This window comes from Amycolatopsis marina (genome assembly GCF_900111885.1).
Classification (GTDB): domain Bacteria; phylum Actinomycetota; class Actinomycetes; order Mycobacteriales; family Pseudonocardiaceae; genus Amycolatopsis; species Amycolatopsis marina.
In genome coordinates, this window is record NZ_FOKG01000001.1 from 354,534 (window position 1) to 370,453 (window position 15,920).

Annotated in this window: 17 protein-coding genes; 5 read left to right on the forward strand and 12 right to left on the reverse strand. The window is 67.7% G+C overall.

Annotated elements, in window-relative coordinates:
* Positions 1–36 precede the first annotated feature (36 nt).
* Positions 37–1,188: an NAD-dependent epimerase/dehydratase family protein gene (locus BM199_RS01775; RefSeq protein ID WP_091669624.1), complete on the forward strand. Its 1,152-nt coding sequence runs from the start codon at positions 37–39 to the stop codon at positions 1,186–1,188.
* A gap of 38 nt (positions 1,189–1,226) precedes the next feature.
* Here BM199_RS01775 and BM199_RS01780 read toward each other — a convergent pair whose 3' ends face one another.
* From BM199_RS01780 to BM199_RS01790, 3 genes are read right to left on the reverse strand one after another with little or no spacing between them, the layout of a single operon-like run.
* Positions 1,227–1,673, reverse strand: coding sequence for a TA system VapC family ribonuclease toxin (locus BM199_RS01780; protein WP_091668417.1), 447 nt, complete (start codon positions 1,671–1,673; stop codon positions 1,227–1,229).
* The gene (locus BM199_RS01785; protein ID WP_091668420.1) at positions 1,670–1,921 is read right to left on the reverse strand and encodes a hypothetical protein; all 252 of its coding nucleotides are present in this window, start codon (positions 1,919–1,921) and stop codon (positions 1,670–1,672) included. The genes BM199_RS01780 and BM199_RS01785 overlap by 4 nt, the downstream gene beginning before the upstream one ends.
* 41 nt (positions 1,922–1,962) lie before the next feature.
* Positions 1,963–2,535 (reverse strand): TetR/AcrR family transcriptional regulator, encoded by a 573-nt coding sequence (locus tag BM199_RS01790; protein WP_425425481.1) that lies wholly within the window; start codon positions 2,533–2,535, stop codon positions 1,963–1,965.
* A 159-nt stretch (positions 2,536–2,694) separates the two neighbouring features.
* Between BM199_RS01790 and BM199_RS01795 the strand changes: the two genes are divergently transcribed.
* Positions 2,695–4,998 (forward strand): (Fe-S)-binding protein, encoded by a 2,304-nt coding sequence (locus tag BM199_RS01795; RefSeq protein ID WP_091668422.1) that lies wholly within the window; start codon positions 2,695–2,697, stop codon positions 4,996–4,998.
* 181 nt (positions 4,999–5,179) lie between these two features.
* Here BM199_RS01795 and BM199_RS01800 read toward each other — a convergent pair whose 3' ends face one another.
* Positions 5,180–7,423 (reverse strand): esterase-like activity of phytase family protein, encoded by a 2,244-nt coding sequence (locus BM199_RS01800; RefSeq protein ID WP_091668425.1) that lies wholly within the window; start codon positions 7,421–7,423, stop codon positions 5,180–5,182.
* A 78-nt stretch (positions 7,424–7,501) separates the two neighbouring features.
* Positions 7,502–8,203, reverse strand: a complete 702-nt coding sequence (locus BM199_RS01805; protein ID WP_091668427.1) for an HNH endonuclease family protein — start codon at positions 8,201–8,203, stop codon at positions 7,502–7,504.
* 210 nt (positions 8,204–8,413) lie between these two features.
* Between BM199_RS01805 and BM199_RS01810 the strand changes: the two genes are divergently transcribed.
* Complete coding sequence (locus BM199_RS01810) at positions 8,414–9,010, forward strand: Uma2 family endonuclease (RefSeq protein WP_091668430.1); 597 nt, start codon at positions 8,414–8,416, stop codon at positions 9,008–9,010.
* Here the strand turns inward: BM199_RS01810 and BM199_RS01815 are convergent.
* Both BM199_RS01815 and BM199_RS01820 read right to left on the reverse strand, forming a co-directional pair.
* The gene (locus BM199_RS01815) at positions 8,996–9,193 is read right to left on the reverse strand and encodes a DUF397 domain-containing protein (protein ID WP_091668432.1); all 198 of its coding nucleotides are present in this window, start codon (positions 9,191–9,193) and stop codon (positions 8,996–8,998) included. The two genes, BM199_RS01810 and BM199_RS01815, sit on opposite strands and share 15 nt — an antisense overlap.
* A 15-nt stretch (positions 9,194–9,208) precedes the next feature.
* Positions 9,209–10,069 carry a helix-turn-helix domain-containing protein gene (locus BM199_RS01820; protein ID WP_091668435.1) on the reverse strand — a complete coding sequence of 287 codons (861 nt, stop codon included), beginning with the start codon at positions 10,067–10,069 and terminating at the stop codon, positions 9,209–9,211.
* A 128-nt stretch (positions 10,070–10,197) separates the two neighbouring features.
* Between BM199_RS01820 and BM199_RS01825 the strand changes: the two genes are divergently transcribed.
* Both BM199_RS01825 and BM199_RS01830 read left to right on the forward strand, forming a co-directional pair.
* Positions 10,198–10,464, forward strand: a complete 267-nt coding sequence (locus BM199_RS01825; protein ID WP_091668437.1) for a hypothetical protein — start codon at positions 10,198–10,200, stop codon at positions 10,462–10,464.
* A gap of 156 nt (positions 10,465–10,620) precedes the next feature.
* Complete coding sequence (locus tag BM199_RS01830) at positions 10,621–11,226, forward strand: DsbA family oxidoreductase (RefSeq protein WP_091668440.1); 606 nt, start codon at positions 10,621–10,623, stop codon at positions 11,224–11,226.
* 91 nt (positions 11,227–11,317) lie between these two features.
* Here the strand turns inward: BM199_RS01830 and BM199_RS01835 are convergent, their stop codons facing one another.
* Genes BM199_RS01835 through BM199_RS01855 form a run of 5 tightly spaced genes read right to left on the reverse strand, consistent with a single transcriptional unit; the run spans position 11,318 to position 15,914 of the window.
* Complete coding sequence (locus tag BM199_RS01835; protein WP_091668442.1) at positions 11,318–12,031, reverse strand: TSUP family transporter; 714 nt, start codon at positions 12,029–12,031, stop codon at positions 11,318–11,320.
* Positions 12,028–13,038 carry an ABC transporter ATP-binding protein gene (locus BM199_RS01840; RefSeq protein WP_091668445.1) on the reverse strand — a complete coding sequence of 337 codons (1,011 nt, stop codon included), beginning with the start codon at positions 13,036–13,038 and terminating at the stop codon, positions 12,028–12,030. Before BM199_RS01840 ends, BM199_RS01835 begins: the two co-directional genes overlap by 4 nt.
* Complete coding sequence (locus BM199_RS01845) at positions 13,031–14,059, reverse strand: ABC transporter ATP-binding protein (protein WP_342741686.1); 1,029 nt, start codon at positions 14,057–14,059, stop codon at positions 13,031–13,033. Before BM199_RS01845 ends, BM199_RS01840 begins: the two co-directional genes overlap by 8 nt.
* Entirely contained in the window at positions 14,056–14,991 is a 936-nt protein-coding gene (locus tag BM199_RS01850; protein ID WP_091668448.1) for an ABC transporter permease, read from the reverse strand. Before BM199_RS01850 ends, BM199_RS01845 begins: the two co-directional genes overlap by 4 nt.
* On the reverse strand, positions 14,988–15,914 hold the full coding sequence (locus BM199_RS01855) for an ABC transporter permease (RefSeq protein WP_091668451.1): 927 nt from the start codon (positions 15,912–15,914) through the stop codon (positions 14,988–14,990). Before BM199_RS01855 ends, BM199_RS01850 begins: the two co-directional genes overlap by 4 nt.
* Between the last annotated feature and the right edge of the window lie 6 nt (positions 15,915–15,920).

The following is a 15,920-nucleotide window of genomic DNA, read 5'->3' on the forward strand; positions in this document are numbered from 1 at the left end:
CGCGCCATCCTGAAGTCGATTGTGGAGGCACAGCTGTTGCGAGTCCTCGTCCTCGGCGGTGATGGCTACCTTGGGTGGCCAACCGCGCTGCACCTGTCCGACCGCGGTCACGAGACCGCCGTGCTCGACAACTTCGCCCGCAGACGGTACGACGAGGAACTCGGTGTGCAGAGCCTCGTCGCGATCGAGGACCTCGACGTTCGTGCGGCCGCGTGGAAAGAGGTGTCCGGCAAGGAAATCCCGGTTTTCACCGGCGATCTGCTCGACGCCGACTTCGTGTACGACGTGTTGCGCGACTTCGCGCCGGACGCGGTCGTGCATTTCGCCGAGCAGCGCGCCGCGCCGTATTCCATGATCGACCGCGAGCACGCCGTCTACACCCAGCACAACAACGTCGTCGGCACCCTCAACCTGCTGTTCGCGATCGCCGAGACCAACCCGGACATCCACCTGGTCAAACTGGGCACGATGGGCGAGTACGGCACGCCCAACATCGACATCGAGGAAGGCTGGCTCGACGTCGAGCACAACGGCCGCAAGGACCGGGTGCTGTATCCGAAACGGCCGGGATCGTTCTACCACCTGAGCAAGGTGCACGACTCGCACAACATGGAGTTCGCCTGCCGCGTGTGGGGCCTGCGTGCGACCGACCTCAACCAGGGTGTCGTCTACGGGCAGCGGACGCCGCAGACCGCGCTGGATCCCCGGCTCGCCACCAGGTTCGACTACGACGCGGTCTTCGGCACCGTGCTGAACCGGTTCGTCATCCAGGCCGTTCTCGGCCTGCCGCTGACGGTGTACGGAACGGGCGGGCAGACGCGCGGCCTGATCGACATCAGGGACACCGTCGAATGCATCCGGCTGGCGGTGGAGAACCCGGCGGAGACCGGGGAGTTCCGCGTGTTCAACCAGATGACCGAGAGCATGTCGGTGAAGGAGATCGCCGAACTGGTGGCGGAGCACTTCCCCGGACCGGTGCAGATCGAGCATCTGGACAACCCGCGCGTCGAGAAGCCCGAGCACTACTACAACGTGAAGCACACCGGGCTGATCGAGTTGGGGCTCAAGCCGCACCTGCTCTCCGACACGCTGATCGAGTCGATGTTCCCCGTCGTCGAGGAGAACAAGCACCGCGTCGAGCCCGACAAGATGCTGCCAAGGGTCAACTGGACCCGAGCGAAGAACTGAACCGCACGTCTGACGCAGCCGGGGCGAGCCCGGCTGCGTCAGGCAGACATCGGGTCAAGCCAACGCACGAGCCCCGACTCGGCGAAACGCGCGAAACCCTGGTCGGCCGACACCACGACGAGGCCGTGTTCGGCCGCCAGCGCGGCAAGGTGAGCGTCTGACACCAGAGCGCTGGTGAGCATGAATCCGTCGACGAATTCACCAAAGCGCTCCTGGTGGACATCTGTGGGGGCGGGGATCCAGGCGGCTGGCTGGTCGAGCCATTCGGTTACCCGATCCCATGCCTGGCTGACCGGTACAGGAGGGTCGAACACCTTGGCATTGGACGTGATCCGGACGAACCCGAGGATGGTGTGCCATGGCAGGCCCACCGTGCGTGGTGGACCAGTCAGTGCGCTGTCCAACCAATCCACCACTTGGCGGTGACGTTTCGACGCTGTATGCACAGCGTCGATCAGGACGTTGATGTCGAGCAGATAGCTCACCGGGAACGTTCGCCGTCCAAGTAGCTGAGAACCTCGCCGGTGTCGGTGAGATCGTCGAGCAGTGGCTCACCGAGCGGCAACGGCTTCGTCCGGAACCGCTCACGCCTGTCCTTCTGCGCGGGAACATCGTGGAGGAGACCGTCACGCAGCGCCTCGTTGAGCACGTCTTTGAAGGTCGCCCCGGTGGCCCGCCGCTTCTTTTCCAGCAACACGGCCAGGTCGTCGTCGATGGTGACGGTGGTCCTCATGGTCCCATGATACCGCGCTGATGCTTTGATGCCTCCATTCGTCAGCGGGGCTTGAGCAGGTAGTCGACCACCGGGCGGAGTTCCTCGGCCGTCGGCGGCTCGTCGTCGATGAGACCCTGGATGAGCAGGCCGTCGATACCGGCCAGGAACACCCGGAACGCGATCTCGTCGTCGTGACGCACCATCGAAGTGAGCACGTCCAGCCAGCGACGCGCGGCCGGCCGCAGTTCCGGACGGCGGGAGGCCAGCAGGTAGAGCTCGTACTCGGCCATCGTGCGGCCGCGCTGCGGCCCCAGCGCCTCGGCCAGCAGGTTCGCCACCTCGGCCGCGCCGCCGCTGCCCCGCGAGCGGGCCCGGTCGATCATCCAGTAGACCTCGGTGGCCATGTCGCGCGCGCAGCTGATGAGGGTGGCCATCAGCAGGTCGTCCAGGCCGGCGAAGTGGTAGGTCGTGGACGTTGTCGGCACGCCGGCCTCGGCGGCGACCGTCCGGTGCGTCACCCCGGCTACGCCGTCCCGTTCGATCACCCGGAGCGCCGCGGCGATGATCTCCGCTCGCCGCTTCTCGCCGCGCGCCTTGCGGCCGTCGGGCTGCGGTTGCACGACACCTCCCATAATATCTTCGACCAGAGTAGCTGAACGATCGTCCCGATAGTTGGCGAGGCCTGCGCCACATCCGGGGGACTTAGGCGGCGCTCATCCATTACTCATCAGTAGAAAGCGTTACGCTCCCCGAACCACCACCGCGAAGCCCCGAACGAAAGGCCCCTCCCCATGGGCGCTGTACAGCTCACGCTCGGCGGGATCGCAGTCGCGATCAGCGTCGTCGCGTGGACCATGTTCGTGCTCACGATCATGCGCATGGTCAAGACGATCCGACTCGGGCAGCCGGACTCGACCCGCAACGGTCCGTTCGTCCCCCGGATGAAGACGCTGATCAAGGAGTTCGCGGCGCACACGCGGATGAACAAGTTGCGCCACGTCGGCCCGTGGCACTGGCTGGTCATGTGGGGCTTCCTGATCGGCTCCCTGGCCCTGTTCGAGGCCTACGGCGAGGTCTTCGTGCCGACGTGGGGCTGGCCGATCCTGGACGACATCGCCGTCTGGCATCTGCTGATGGAGCTGCTGGGCATCGGCACGGTCGCCGGCGGTATCGCGCTGGCGATCATCCGCCAGCTGAACAACCCGCGCCGTCCCGACCGGCAGTCGCGCTTCGCGGGCTCGAACTTCGCCTGGGCGTACTTCGTCGAGGCCGTGGTGATCATCGAGGGCATCGGCATCCTCGGTGTGCGCGCGGGCAAGGCCGCGATGGGCGTGCACGAGGTGCCCACCTGGGCCGCCTTCGTCTCGAACCCCATCGGTGACCTGCTGCCCGCGAGCGCCACCTTCGTCTCGGTCATGGCGTTCATCAAGCTGATGAGCGCGGTCGTGTGGCTCATCGTCGTGTCGAAGAACATGACGATGGGCATCGCCTGGCACCGTTTCAGCGCGTTCTTCAACATCTATTTCAAGCGCGAGGACGACGGCGGCGTCGCACTCGGCAGGCTCAAGCCGATGATGAGCGAGGGCAAGCCACTCGACTTCGAGGAGGCCGACCCGGAGAAGGACGTCTTCGGCGCGGGCCAGATCGAGGACTTCAGCTGGAAGGGCTGGCTCGACTTCTCCACCTGCACCGAGTGCGGTCGCTGCCAGTCGCAGTGCCCAGCCTGGAACACCGGCAAGCCGCTGTCGCCGAAGCTGTTGATCACGCAGCTGCGCGACCACGCCTACGCCAAGGCGCCGTACCTGCTGGCCGGCGGCAAGAAGGACATGACCGGCGAGGAGATCGGCCTCAAGGGGGAGACCGAGGAGGAGCGCCACGCCGGGATCGACGTGCTCGCGCTGGCCGAGGCCGAGCGTCCGCTGATCGGCGGCCCGGACGAGCTGGGCGTCATCGACCCGGAGGTGCTGTGGTCCTGCACCAACTGTGGTGCCTGTGTCGAGCAGTGCCCGGTGGACATCGAGCACGTCGACCACATCGTCGACATGCGCCGCTACCAGGTGATGATCGAGTCGAACTTCCCGACCGAGCTGAACGGGATGTTCAAGAACCTGGAGAACAAGGGCAACCCGTGGGGCCAGAACGCCAAGGACCGTCTGCAGTGGACGGAGGATCTCGACTTCGAGGTCCCGGTGTTCGACGGCGAGTTCGGGGACACCGAGTACCTGTTCTGGGTCGGTTGTGCCGGTGCTTTCGAGGACCGCGCGAAGAAGACCACCCGCGCGGTCGCCGAGCTGCTGCACATGGCCGACGTCAAGTACACGGTGCTCGGCCCGGAGGAGACCTGCAGCGGTGACCCGGCACGGCGCGCGGGCAACGAGTTCGTGTTCCAGATGCTGGCGCAGCAGAACGTCGAGGTGCTGAACTCGGTGTTCTCCGACACCGAGCCGCTCAAGCGCAAGGTCGTGGTGACCTGCGCGCACTGCTTCAACACGCTCGCCAACGAGTACCCGGAGCTCGGCGGACAGTACGAGGTCGTGCACCACACCCAGTTGCTGAACCGCCTGGTGCGGGAGAAGCGACTGGTCCCGGTGGCCCCGATCGCCGACGACGTCACCTACCACGACCCCTGCTTCCTCGGCAGGCACAACAAGGTCTACGACGCTCCGCGTGAGCTGGTCGGGGCCTCCGGCGCACAGTTCCGCGAGATGCCTCGCCACGGCGACCGGTCCATGTGCTGTGGCGCGGGCGGCGCGCGGATGTGGATGGAAGAGAAGATCGGCAAGCGGATCAACGTCGACCGCGTGGACGAGGCGCTCGGCACCGCGCCGTCGAAGATCGCCACCGGCTGCCCGTTCTGCCGCGTGATGCTCACCGACGGCGTCACCTCACGGCAGAACGACGGCCTCGCCAGCGAGAACGTCGAGGTCGTGGACGTGGCGCAGCTGCTGCTGTCCTCGGTGAAGCGCAAGCCCGCCAAGCCGACCCCCGTCGGGGCGCCGGAGATCGGCGGCGAGGCCGAGGCCGACGGCAGGGCGGACGTGCCCACCGACGAGGCGCCGTCCGGCACGCCGCAGGCGGAAGAGGACAAGGCGTAGCGGCACAACCGCACGCCCTCAGGAGGCACCACAAGGAGGGCACTTTCACCGGGCACTTTCCCGGGAAAGTGCCCTCCTTGCGTTTGCACCTATCGCACTTTCCCGGGAAAGTGCGACGCCCCGGGCGGGTAAGGCCAGGTCCCGGCGTTGCCGTCTCGCACTTTCCCGGGAAAGTGCCGTTTCAGCGGGAGACGCGGCCGAGACGGAGGAACATCGACTCGCCCGGTGCGTCGTCGAGGCCGTCGTTGTCCACCGCACCGACCAGGTCGACCGACCCGAACCGGGAGGGCCCGCCGAGAACGGCGAGGCCCTCGGGCTTGTCCGCGACCTCACCACCGCCCGCCGCGAGTTCCGGGAGCAGGTCCCGCACCTGCGACTTGCGCAACACCGGCTTGTCCTGTCCCTCCGGCACCGGCCGCACCCGCGCGATCTCCACCCGGAACACCTTCTTCAGCGCCGCGTTCGCCCCGCGCTGGTTGTCCCGCTCCAGCACCAGCAGGGTGTCGTCGTCCAGTGCGGTCAGCTCCGATAGCCCGACCCAGCCGCCGTCCGGCGCGGTTTCCAGCGCGTATGCCGCGAACGCCCATTCTCCGGTTGCCGGGGTGTAGCGGGCGAACGTCACCTCCCCAGGCCGGTTGTCGCGCCACTCCCGCTGCACGGCGACCCACACCTGCTCGCCGCGGCCGTGCCCGACGACGGCGACGCCCTCGAATCCATTGCTGCTCGCCCCGGCCTCGACACCGGGTGGCAGGGCGACCTCCTGCCGCACCACACCGCGCGAGTCGAGGCGCACCAGCAGGTTGCGGATGCCGTCCTTCGGCTTGCCCTCGGCAGCCAGCCAGTAGCCGCCGTCCCGCAGCGCGGCGATGCCCTCGGCGTCGTAGGTCACCGGGGCGCCGTCCCTGGTGATCTGGAGTTCGCGGTGCACGACAGCAGGGGATCGACGGGCGTCCACGGTGAGGACACGGCTCGGCCCGTAGGCGTCGTCGGTCACGGCGACCACCTCGCGATGGTTACCGGGAATACCGGACAGGCCGGACAGCGCGCCGAAGCCGATTCCGGTGGAGACGACGGACGGCGTGGCCCGGTTGTGCCGCAGGTCCGCGAACAGCGGTGTGTGGGTGAGGCGGTAGCGACCGAGCGAGGACCGCACGCCGTCCTCGGCCGAGTCCTCCTCGGCGGAGACCACCAGCGTGCCGAGCTTCGGGATCGGCAGGATGCCCTCCGGCGCGACGCCGGTCGGCAGCCCCTGCACGAGTCGTGGCCTGCGTGGGTCGTCGATTTCGTACACCGCGACGAGGTTGGCGCGTTCCAGTCCGACGAAGGCGTAGCGGTGCCTGCCGTACGTGGCGACGGCAATGCCCTCCGGCTCGACGCCCTTGTTCTCCGCTCGATGTTCCGGGTACTGGCCGTAGGAGATGGCGAGGTTCTCCAGTTCGTTCCCGGAGTCCCGGATCACCTCGCCGGTCGCCGCGTCGAAGACGGTCCAGGTCCGGCTGCCGCCCTGGTAGTCGCCCTCGTCGGCGGTGCCGAGGGTGTCGTCGTCCAGCCAGCTGATCGAATCCGGTTCCCGTGGCGCGGTGACCGAGCCGCTCGGGTCGATCCGGCCGTCCTCGACCGTGTCCACACCGTCCACTGTGGTCGTTCCGGCGGAGAAGTGGCGGAGCACGTTGCCCTCGCGCAGGCCGACGATCGCGATGTGGTTGTTCTCCTGCAGGGTCACCGCGACCTCGTTGCGGGAGTTGATTGAGACGTATTCGGGCTCCGGGTCCTCCGGTGTCACTTCGGCGAGGCCGGTCAGCTCGGTCCGGCGAACCTGCCAGGAGTCCGGGTCACCGGCCAGGTCGACGATGTGGAGGAATCCCGCGGGCGCCTGCGGTAGCTGGCCGTCCGCGGTGTCCTCGTCACGCTCGTTCTCCATGGCGATCGCGGCGTAGCGGCCGTCGGGCGAGATGTCGATCGAGTCGGGCTGGCCGCCGAGATCGTGGCTGGCGACGACCTGCCTGCTGTCGAGGTCGATGACCTGGAGCAGGCCGGATGGCTCGGTGTACGAGGCCGAGGTGTTCACCGCGATCAGCGCCAGGTTGCCGACGATGTCGACCGAGGTGGGTTCGCCCGGCATCGCGATGGTGCCCGCGGGGCGCAGGTCCGTCGCACCGACGAGGGCTGCGATACCGACGCGCTGACCGGGGGAGTCGGTGTAGACGACCGTGCGGCCGTCCGGGGTGGCGGCGGCGATCTCCGCCGCCGTGGTCTCCTCTGGCGAGGAGTTGCGGTATACCGGCAGGGTCGCGGTGCGCTGGAAGTGCGGGCCGAACCTGGGGACGCCGTCGCCGGACGAGGCGGAGTGCGCGCCCGCCGGAGCCGCCCCAAGGACCAGCGGCACGACGAGTGCCGCGCTGAGGACTTTCGATCGAATTCTCACCGCTGGTTCTTAACCCGATCGAGTGACAGGGGTGCGGTGTTGGGATGAACCCCCGGCGAACGCTGGCCGCAGGTCTCGTCAGCAGCGGCCGAGCATGCTGGTCAGCGCCGTCTGCTCCATGTCGCTGATCGTGAGTTCCCACTTGTGCTTCACGGTGACCCACATGCTGGCGTAGGTGCACCAGTAGGACACCGACGGCGGCTTCCACTGATCCGGTGACTTGTCACCTTTCTCCTGGTTGACGTTGTCGGTCACGGCGATGAGCTGTGGGCCGTCGAGATCGTTGGCGAAATCGCCGCGCCGATCGTCGGTCCAGCCGGACGCGCCGCTACGCCACGCGGCGGCCAGCGGGACGACGTGGTCGATGTCCAGGTCAGCGGGGTCGGACCAGGTCGCGCCGTCGTACGCGCTGTACCAGGTGCCCGAGGTGGGGGCACAGTTCTCGCCCGCCTTCACGTCGGTGCCGTCACGCTCCAGCACGACCTCGCGAGTGTTGCAGTTGTCGCCCTGGCTGCTCCAGTGCGGGAACTTCTCCCGGTCGTACCCGGCCATCGAGCCGTCCGGCGCGACCGCCAGCTCGGCAAGGTGACTCTTCGCCGTGTCGCCGTCGGGGATGCCGGGCGGTCCGCTGCCCGCGGGGACCGGTGGCGTGGGGGATGCCGCGGAGTCAGCGGGACCGAGAAGCTCGTCAGCCTGCCAGACCAGAGCCGCCACCACGACCGCCACCAGAACCAGTGTCGACACCCACGTCTTCCGCTTCTTCACCCACACGCCCTTCATTGATCTTGGACGTCGGAAATTACCCGCACCCACCGACATTCCGGGCAAGGAGGTGCAGGGGGTGACGCGGCGGGGGAAGCGTCAAGAGGTGCGGGATCCGCAACCATGCTTAACAGCTACGCTAGCTTTACTTCTGGCATCGCCGGAAGTAAAGATGCCGGTCAACCGACTGGTGAGCTGGCCTCGACTCTGAGGTTTGGAGGTGCGCAGATGGTGGCGACCGCAGCCCAACGACCGTTCGACCCGCTAGTTGATCTCGCGGGCATTTGGACGACAACCTTCGCCGAGCGCTATCTTCCGATCGAAGGTGCACCACCGGTCAAGTACGAGTGCGTAGACGGAAAGCTGGTAACGAGCCCCTACGAGGCCAGCCCCAACGGTTACGGCATGCTGCGCCTCGCGATGCTCATCGACGCCCCCGTACGGGCGTCCGGATGCCGGGTCTATCCCTCGGTCAACTTGATGTTCGGCGCACAACGCTGGATCCAGCCGGACATTACGGTACTCAACCGCGCCCAGACCGGTGTTTGGGTCCCTTCGGGCGATGCCCTGCTGGTCGGTGAGTTCGTCTCCCCGTCAAGCCGGAACCGGGATCGGATCGACAAGCCCGCCATGTGCGCCGAGGCTGGCATCCCGTACTACTTGGTCGCACAGGCAGACCTCCGGCAGGAGTTCGCCAGTCTGCGACTCTTCCGGCTGACCGACGGCGAATACGTGACCGTCGCCGAAGCAGCCGCAGGCGGACTGTTCGAGGTCACCGAGCCGTTCGAGGTTTCGTTCGACCCGGTCGAGCTACTCGACCTCTGACCGCACTTTCTCGGAAAAGTGTCGCCACGCGGCGGGACTGAGGACCAGCGCGCCACCGGTGGGGAGTTTGGAGTCGCGCACGGCGACCTGCGGAGCGAGGAAGGCCACCTCGACGCAACTGCCGCCGTTGCCCGTATTACCGCTCCGGCTGCTCTTGCGCCACTTTGCTTCACTCAGCAGCATGGCTCCCCGTTCTGGCTACGTCGACTCCGAAAGCACTTGGCAGACAAGCTCAACCGACTCCGTAGGCGACAAAGCCGTAGCGCCAAGGTGCTCGAACAAGAGGATACCCTCTTGGACCTGGTCAGCCTTCTCGATGTGCATCGAGCCCGTCGGGTACTCAACGTAGAACAAGTCCGGCTCTCCAGGGTCGGGAAAGCTGAGTATGTCGAAGGCTCCGTTCATCGCGGCATGGGAACCCGCGCCCAACGGAATCACCTGCAGCAGCACTGTCGGAAGTTCGGACGCCATGATCAGGTACTCGAGTTGCTCTCGCATGACCTTGACGCCGCCGACCTGGCGCCGCAGAACGGCCTCGTCGACTATCGCGTGCAAATGCATTGGCTGCGCTTCACTGGTCAACCGCTGCTGACGGTACAGCCTCGCTGCGACCGCGTTGTCCAGTTCGTCCCTAGGAGGTGGACGGTACGATGACATGAAGTGCGGCCGCATGTAGGACTCGGTCTGAAGCAGCCCCGGGATGTTGATCAGCTGGAACTCGCGAGTCCTGCTCGCCTCGGTCTCCACATCGACATATCCAAAGTCCTTCAGGCCGTACTGGCGCCACCAGCCCTTCTTCGCCGCATCCCTGGCCAGGTCGAGCAGGCCGGGGTCGTACTGGTCGTAGAGGTCCATCATCGAGCGGACCAGGTGCACGTCGGCCCTGGTCTCGCCGTTTTCGATCCGGTGCAGGCTGCTGCGCGCCTTGTCGAGCCGGGGTGCCGCCTCTTCCAGCGTCAGGCCCGCCGACTCACGAAGTTGCCGCAGTCGCCGCCCCAGCCGACGCTTGCGAAACGATGGGCTGCTCCGCCCCGCCACGGTGATGTCCTCCCCACGCACAGTGATCAGCTGATGATCGCACCGGGACGGCGAAATGCGGGATTCCCGGTTTTCGGCGCGCCGGATTCCGGCTTCCCGGCCGGACACTCCAGGTGGTCCACAGTGGAACCAGGAATCGGAGGTCCGGCATGCGTTGCAGGCCACGACTGTTCACCCTCGTCAATCCGGAGAACGACCAGGACGTCTTCGCCGTCGGTATCGACATGGGCGACGAAGCGATCACCTACCGCCCGCGCAACCAGTTCGGCGTGCACGAGTCCGCGAAGGCGGCGCTGCGGTTGTACTCGATGATCACCGAAGTCCGGCTGGAGTGGGACGACGGCTGGGACGACCAGCTCACGACGTCGCTGCCGCCTGGTTTCGGCGAGTGCGCCGGGTCCGATTCCGGGCCGTAAGTGCAAACTCGGCCGCTGGTGCTGCCAACTCACGCCCTGGATGTGCGAAGTCGGCGGCATCGTTGCCTCACCAGGGACTCTTGACCTCTAGTTTGATGGAGGTTGCAGGATCAGTGGCTGGGCCTGCCTGGCGACTGACCTGTGAGGAGCACTTCCATGAGGGTGGAGATTTATGCCGACGTGTTGTGCCCGTGGTGCTACATCGGCAAACAACGTTTGGCGAAAGCGATCGACGGTCACGACGGCGTGGAGATCGTCTGGCGCAGCTTCCAACTCGCCCCTGAGGAAGGCCGGGTCCCTGGCCCCACGGCCGCCGAGGCCATGACCGGCTGGTGGGGTGACCAGGCGCAGGCTCGAATCGCTCGGATCCAGACCTTGGGCGTCGCGGAGGGCCTGGAGCTGAACCTGCATCTGGCCCGGCCGGTGAACACGTTCGACGCGCACCGGCTGTGTCATCTCGCCGCGACGCACGGACTGGCTGATGAGGTAATGGAGCGCCTGCTGCACGCCTACCACACGGAGGGGCTCAACGTCGCCGACCCACGAGTGCTGCAGCGCTTGGGCGTCGAGGTAGGACTGGACCTCGAACGAGTGCGCGCCGTCCTCGCCGGTGATGACTATGCCGAGGCGGTGCGTGCCGACCAGATACGCGCGACCGAGCACGGCGTCACCGGTGTCCCCTCGCTGGTGATCGACGGTGCGTCACCGGTCTCCGGTGTCCAGCCCGCGGCTGACCTACGTCGGCTGCTGGAGATCACCTGATGTACGTAGAACGCCAACACGTGTACGTGGAACGCGCATTTGTGTGCATGGAACGCAAACACGTGTGCATGGATCGCGCACTCAAGTCCGGCTAGAGCTGGCGGAGGGCTAGGAGGGTGGCGCCGGTGGCGGAGAGGGTCAGGGCCAGGGTGCGGAGTTTCGCCTGGTTGAGGTGGCGGTTCAGGAGGAGGCTGGCGCCGTAGCCGAGCAGGAGGAAGGGGAGGAGTTGGGCGGCTGACACCACCGTGGTGGCGGTGATGGTGCCGGAGACGGTCAGGGCGGCCACCGACATGATGCAGCCTGCCAGGAAGAAGGCACTCATCGTCGCGCGTCGGCTGGACGCTGCCGAGTCCTGCCAGACGAGGGCCATGGGCGGGCCGCCGATCGCGGTTGCCGTGCCCATGGCGCCCGAGGCCATCCCGGCGACGATCACCGCGTTTCTGGTGGGTCTCGGTACCCAGCCGAACGCGCTGATCGCCGTGCCGACCAGCACCACGCCCGCCAGCACCAGCGCGAGAATCCTGGCGGGCAGGTACGCGACCAGCACCGCGCCCGCGACCGTCCCCGGCACCCGGCCGAGCAGTGCCCACTTCGCTCCCGACAGATCCAGCTCCGCCCGTTCGCGGACCGCGACGATCAACGTCAGCGCGGTCGCGAGCAGCAGCAGCGGTCCCGGAATCAGGGTCGGGTCGAGCAGGGCGAGGATCGGCCCGCCGAGCATGCCGAGGCCGAAGCCGAGCGCGCCCTGCAGACACGCCCCCAGCAGCACGGCGAACGCCGCGATCGCGAAGGCCGTCACGCTCATCGGGCGATGCCGGCCGTCACCACCTCGAGGGGCAGATGGCAGGCGGCCGTGTGCGACGGCTGGCCAGCGCCCGCCTCGTCCACCGGGACGACCTGTGCGCACACGTCCTCGGCCCGCCAGCAGCGGGTGCGGAACCGGCAGCCCGAAGGTGGATCGACCGGCGAGGGCACCTCGCCGGAGAGCACGATCCGCTCCCGGCTGCCTGCCAGCGCCGGAGCCAGCGTGGGGGCGGCGGAGAGCAGGGCCGCGGTGTAGGGGTGCCGGGGCGAGCCGAAAACCTCCTCCGTCGGACCAGTCTCGACGACCCTGCCGAGGTACATCACCGACACGCGGTCGGCGACGTGCCGGACGACCGAGAGGTCGTGCGAGATGAACACGTACGCCACGCCCAGCTCGGCCTGCAGATCGGTGAGCAGGTTCAGCACCTGTGCCTGCACCGAGAGGTCCAGCGCCGACACCGGCTCGTCGCAGATGATCACGGCGGGGTCGAGTGCCAGTGCCCGCGCGATCCCGATCCGCTGGCGCTGTCCGCCGGAGAACTCCTGCGGGTAGCGCCGCGCGTCGCCAGGTCGCAGCCCGACCATGTCCAGCAGTTCCCGCACCCGTTGCTCGCGCCGCTTGGGTGGTACCAGGTCGCGGTGCGTACGCCACGGCTCGCCGATCAGGTCCGCCGCGTTGAGCCGTGGGTTGAGTGAGGCGAACGGGTCCTGGAACACCATCTGCACCCGGCGGCGCCAGGCGAGCAGCTCCTTGCCCCGCAAGGAAAAGGGATCCACACCGTCGAACCGGACGGTGCCGGAGTCGGGCCGTTCGAGCATCAGCAGAACTCGGGCGAGTGTCGACTTGCCGCAGCCCGACTCCCCGACAAGGCCCAGTGTTTCCCCACGACCGAGCCGCAGGTTCACGCCGTCGAGCGCCTGCAGCCGGGTGCTGCCCGACGCGCTCCGCGGTACGCGGAAACTCTTGCTCAGCCCGCTGACGTCGAGCAGCGGTGCACTTTCAGGCATCGGCGAGCTCCTTCCAGAAGTGACAGGCCGACGCCCGTCCCACGCCCGTCTCCACCAGTGGTGGCGGGTCGGTGGCGCAGAGATCGCGCGCCATCGGGCAGCGGGTGCGGAACGCACAGCCGGAGGGTATCGCCGCCAGCTGCGGCGGGCTGCCCTCGATGGAGCGCAGCCGCGCACCCCGCTCGGCGTCGGCGGGCACCGAGTCGAGCAGCCCGCGCGTGTACGGATGCCGGGGGTTGCCGAAGACCTCGGCGACCGGCCCGGTTTCCACAATGGACCCCGCATACATGACGGCCACCTGGTCGGCCTGCTCCGCCACCACGGCGAGGTCGTGGGTGATGAGCACGAGCGCCATCCGCGTCTCGGTACGCAGGTCGGCGAGCAGCTCCATGATCTGGGCCTGCACGGTGACGTCGAGCGCGGTGGTTGGCTCGTCGGCCAGCAGCACCGAGGGACGCAGCGCCACGGCCATCGCGATCAGCAGCCGCTGCCGCATCCCGCCGGAGAACTGGTGCGGGTAGGCGTTCGCCCGCGAACGCGGCTCCGGGATACCGACGCGTTCCATCAGCTCGATCGCCCGCTCCTTCGCCGCACGACGGGAGAGCTTCTCGTGGATCCGGAACGGTTCCGCCAGCTGCGAGCCGACCGTGAACACCGGGTTGAGGGCCGTCAACGCGTCCTGGAACACCACGGCGAGTCCCGGACCGGCGACCTTTCGGCGCTGGGCCTTGCTCATGCGCAGGACGTCCTCACCTTCGAGGAACACCTGCCCGTCGACCACCTCGGCGATCGGGTCGAGCAGCCCGGCGACGGCCTGCGCGGTCATGCTCTTGCCGCAGCCCGACTCGCCGAGCAGGGCAAGGGTTTCGCCGGAGCGTACGGAGAAACTCACGTCGCGGACGACGTGCACCGAACCGTCCGGGGTGCGAATGTCGACCGAAAGCCCGTGCACGTCCATCGCGGGCCGGTCCGTTTGGTTGACCACCGTGGACATCACGGTGGCACTGTCACCGATACTCATGCCGTCCCCTTTCCGGCCAGGTCACGACGCTTGCGCTTCGGGACGGTCAGCCGCCACCGCTGACCCGGGTCGGTCGCGATCCTCGCCCACGCCGCGATGATCGTCGCCGAAACGGTGGTGATGACGATCGCCAGCCCGGGGAACACGGCGATCCACCACGCGGTCTGCAGCTCCTGCCTGCCCTGCGCCACCATCAGTCCCCACGACACGTCCGGCGGCTGGATACCGATGCCGAGGAAGCTCAGCGAGGACTCCGTCAGCATCACGAAGCAGAAGTCCACCGCGGCCACGGTGAGCAACGTGGGCAGCACGATCGGCGCGACGTGCCTGCGGATCGTCGCCCAGTTGCCGGTGCCGAAGGTCCTCGCCGCGTCGACGAAGAGCCTGCTCTGCAGTTCGGCCGACTCCGCCCGCGCGGTCCGCAGGTAGATCGGGATCCGCGCGATCGCCAGCACCGCGATGATGTTGGCGATGCTGGGCGTGAACACGTAGAGCACCACAACGGCCAGCAGCAGCGAGGGGAAGCTGAGGATCACGTCGGCGATGCGCATCGACACGTTCTCCCGCCAGCCGCGGTGGAACCCGGCCCACATGCCCCAGATCGAGCCGACCACAAGGGACACCAGTACCGCGGGAACCGCGACCGACATCGTCGTGCTCGCCGCGACGATCAGCCGTGCCAACACACTGCGGCCGAGCGAGTCGCTGCCGAGCAGGAACGCCCAGCCCTCGCCGATGCTCAGCGGCGGCAGGTTGTCCGCCCGCAGGTGCTGCTCCGTCGCGAGGTCACCGAACAACGTCGGCCCGACGGCGGCGCAGAGCGCGACGAACATCAGCACACCGGTGGCCACGCTGGCGAACCGGTCCTTGCCCAACAGGGACAGCATCCTGCTTCCCATGATCTGCCCTGCCTTCCCGTTCGTGCCGGTCATGCCAGTGCCCCCTGTCGGACCCGTGCGTCGAGCAGCGCATAACAGACGTCGATGAGGATGTTCAGCGCGAAGATCGTCAACGCGGTCAGCAGCACCGCGGCCTGCAACACGGCGAAGTCGCGCTGCAGGATGGAGTCGATCATCAGCTTGCCGATGCCAGGCCAGCCGAAGATCGTCTCCACCACGACCGCGCCGTTGATCAGCCCGACCGTGAGGTCACCGGCGACGGTGAGCACTGGAGCGCCCGCGTTGCGCAGCGCGTGTCCGAAGATCACCCGCTGCTCGCCGGCGCCCTTGCTGCGGGCGACCTTGATGTAGGGCGCGGACAGCGCGGACACCATGGCGCCGCGCACCACCTGGACGAGCACGCCGAACGGCCGGATCAACAGTGTCGCGATGGGCAGGACCCAGGCCGCGGCACCGACGGTCCCGGAGGTCGGCAGCCAGCCGAGGGTGACCGAGAAGATCAGCACACCCATGATGGCGAACCAGAAGTCCGGCATGCTCGCCGCGGTGGACGACAGGAAGCTCGCGACCCGGTCGGCCAGGGAGTTCGGCCGGTAGGCGGCCAGGCTGCCGACGATCACCGCACCGATGATCGCCAGCAGCATGGTCACGCCCGCGAGTTGCAGCGTCGCGGGGAAGGCCCGCAGCACGGCCTCGGCGGCCGGTTGCGCCGTCCGCAGCGACTCACCGAAGTCGAGCCGCACTATCTGCGCGAGATAGTCACCGAACTGCACGATCAGCGGCTGGTCGAAGCCGTTGCGGGCGGCGAAGTCCGCCCTCATCTCCGGCGTGGCGCTGAGCGGGAGGTAGAGGTTGGCTGGATCCCCGGTGAGGCGTGCAAGGAAGAACACGCCGAGGATCACGACGAGCAGCGGAATGGCGCTGGAAACGATGCGGCGCCGCAGAAAGGTGACCATCGCGTC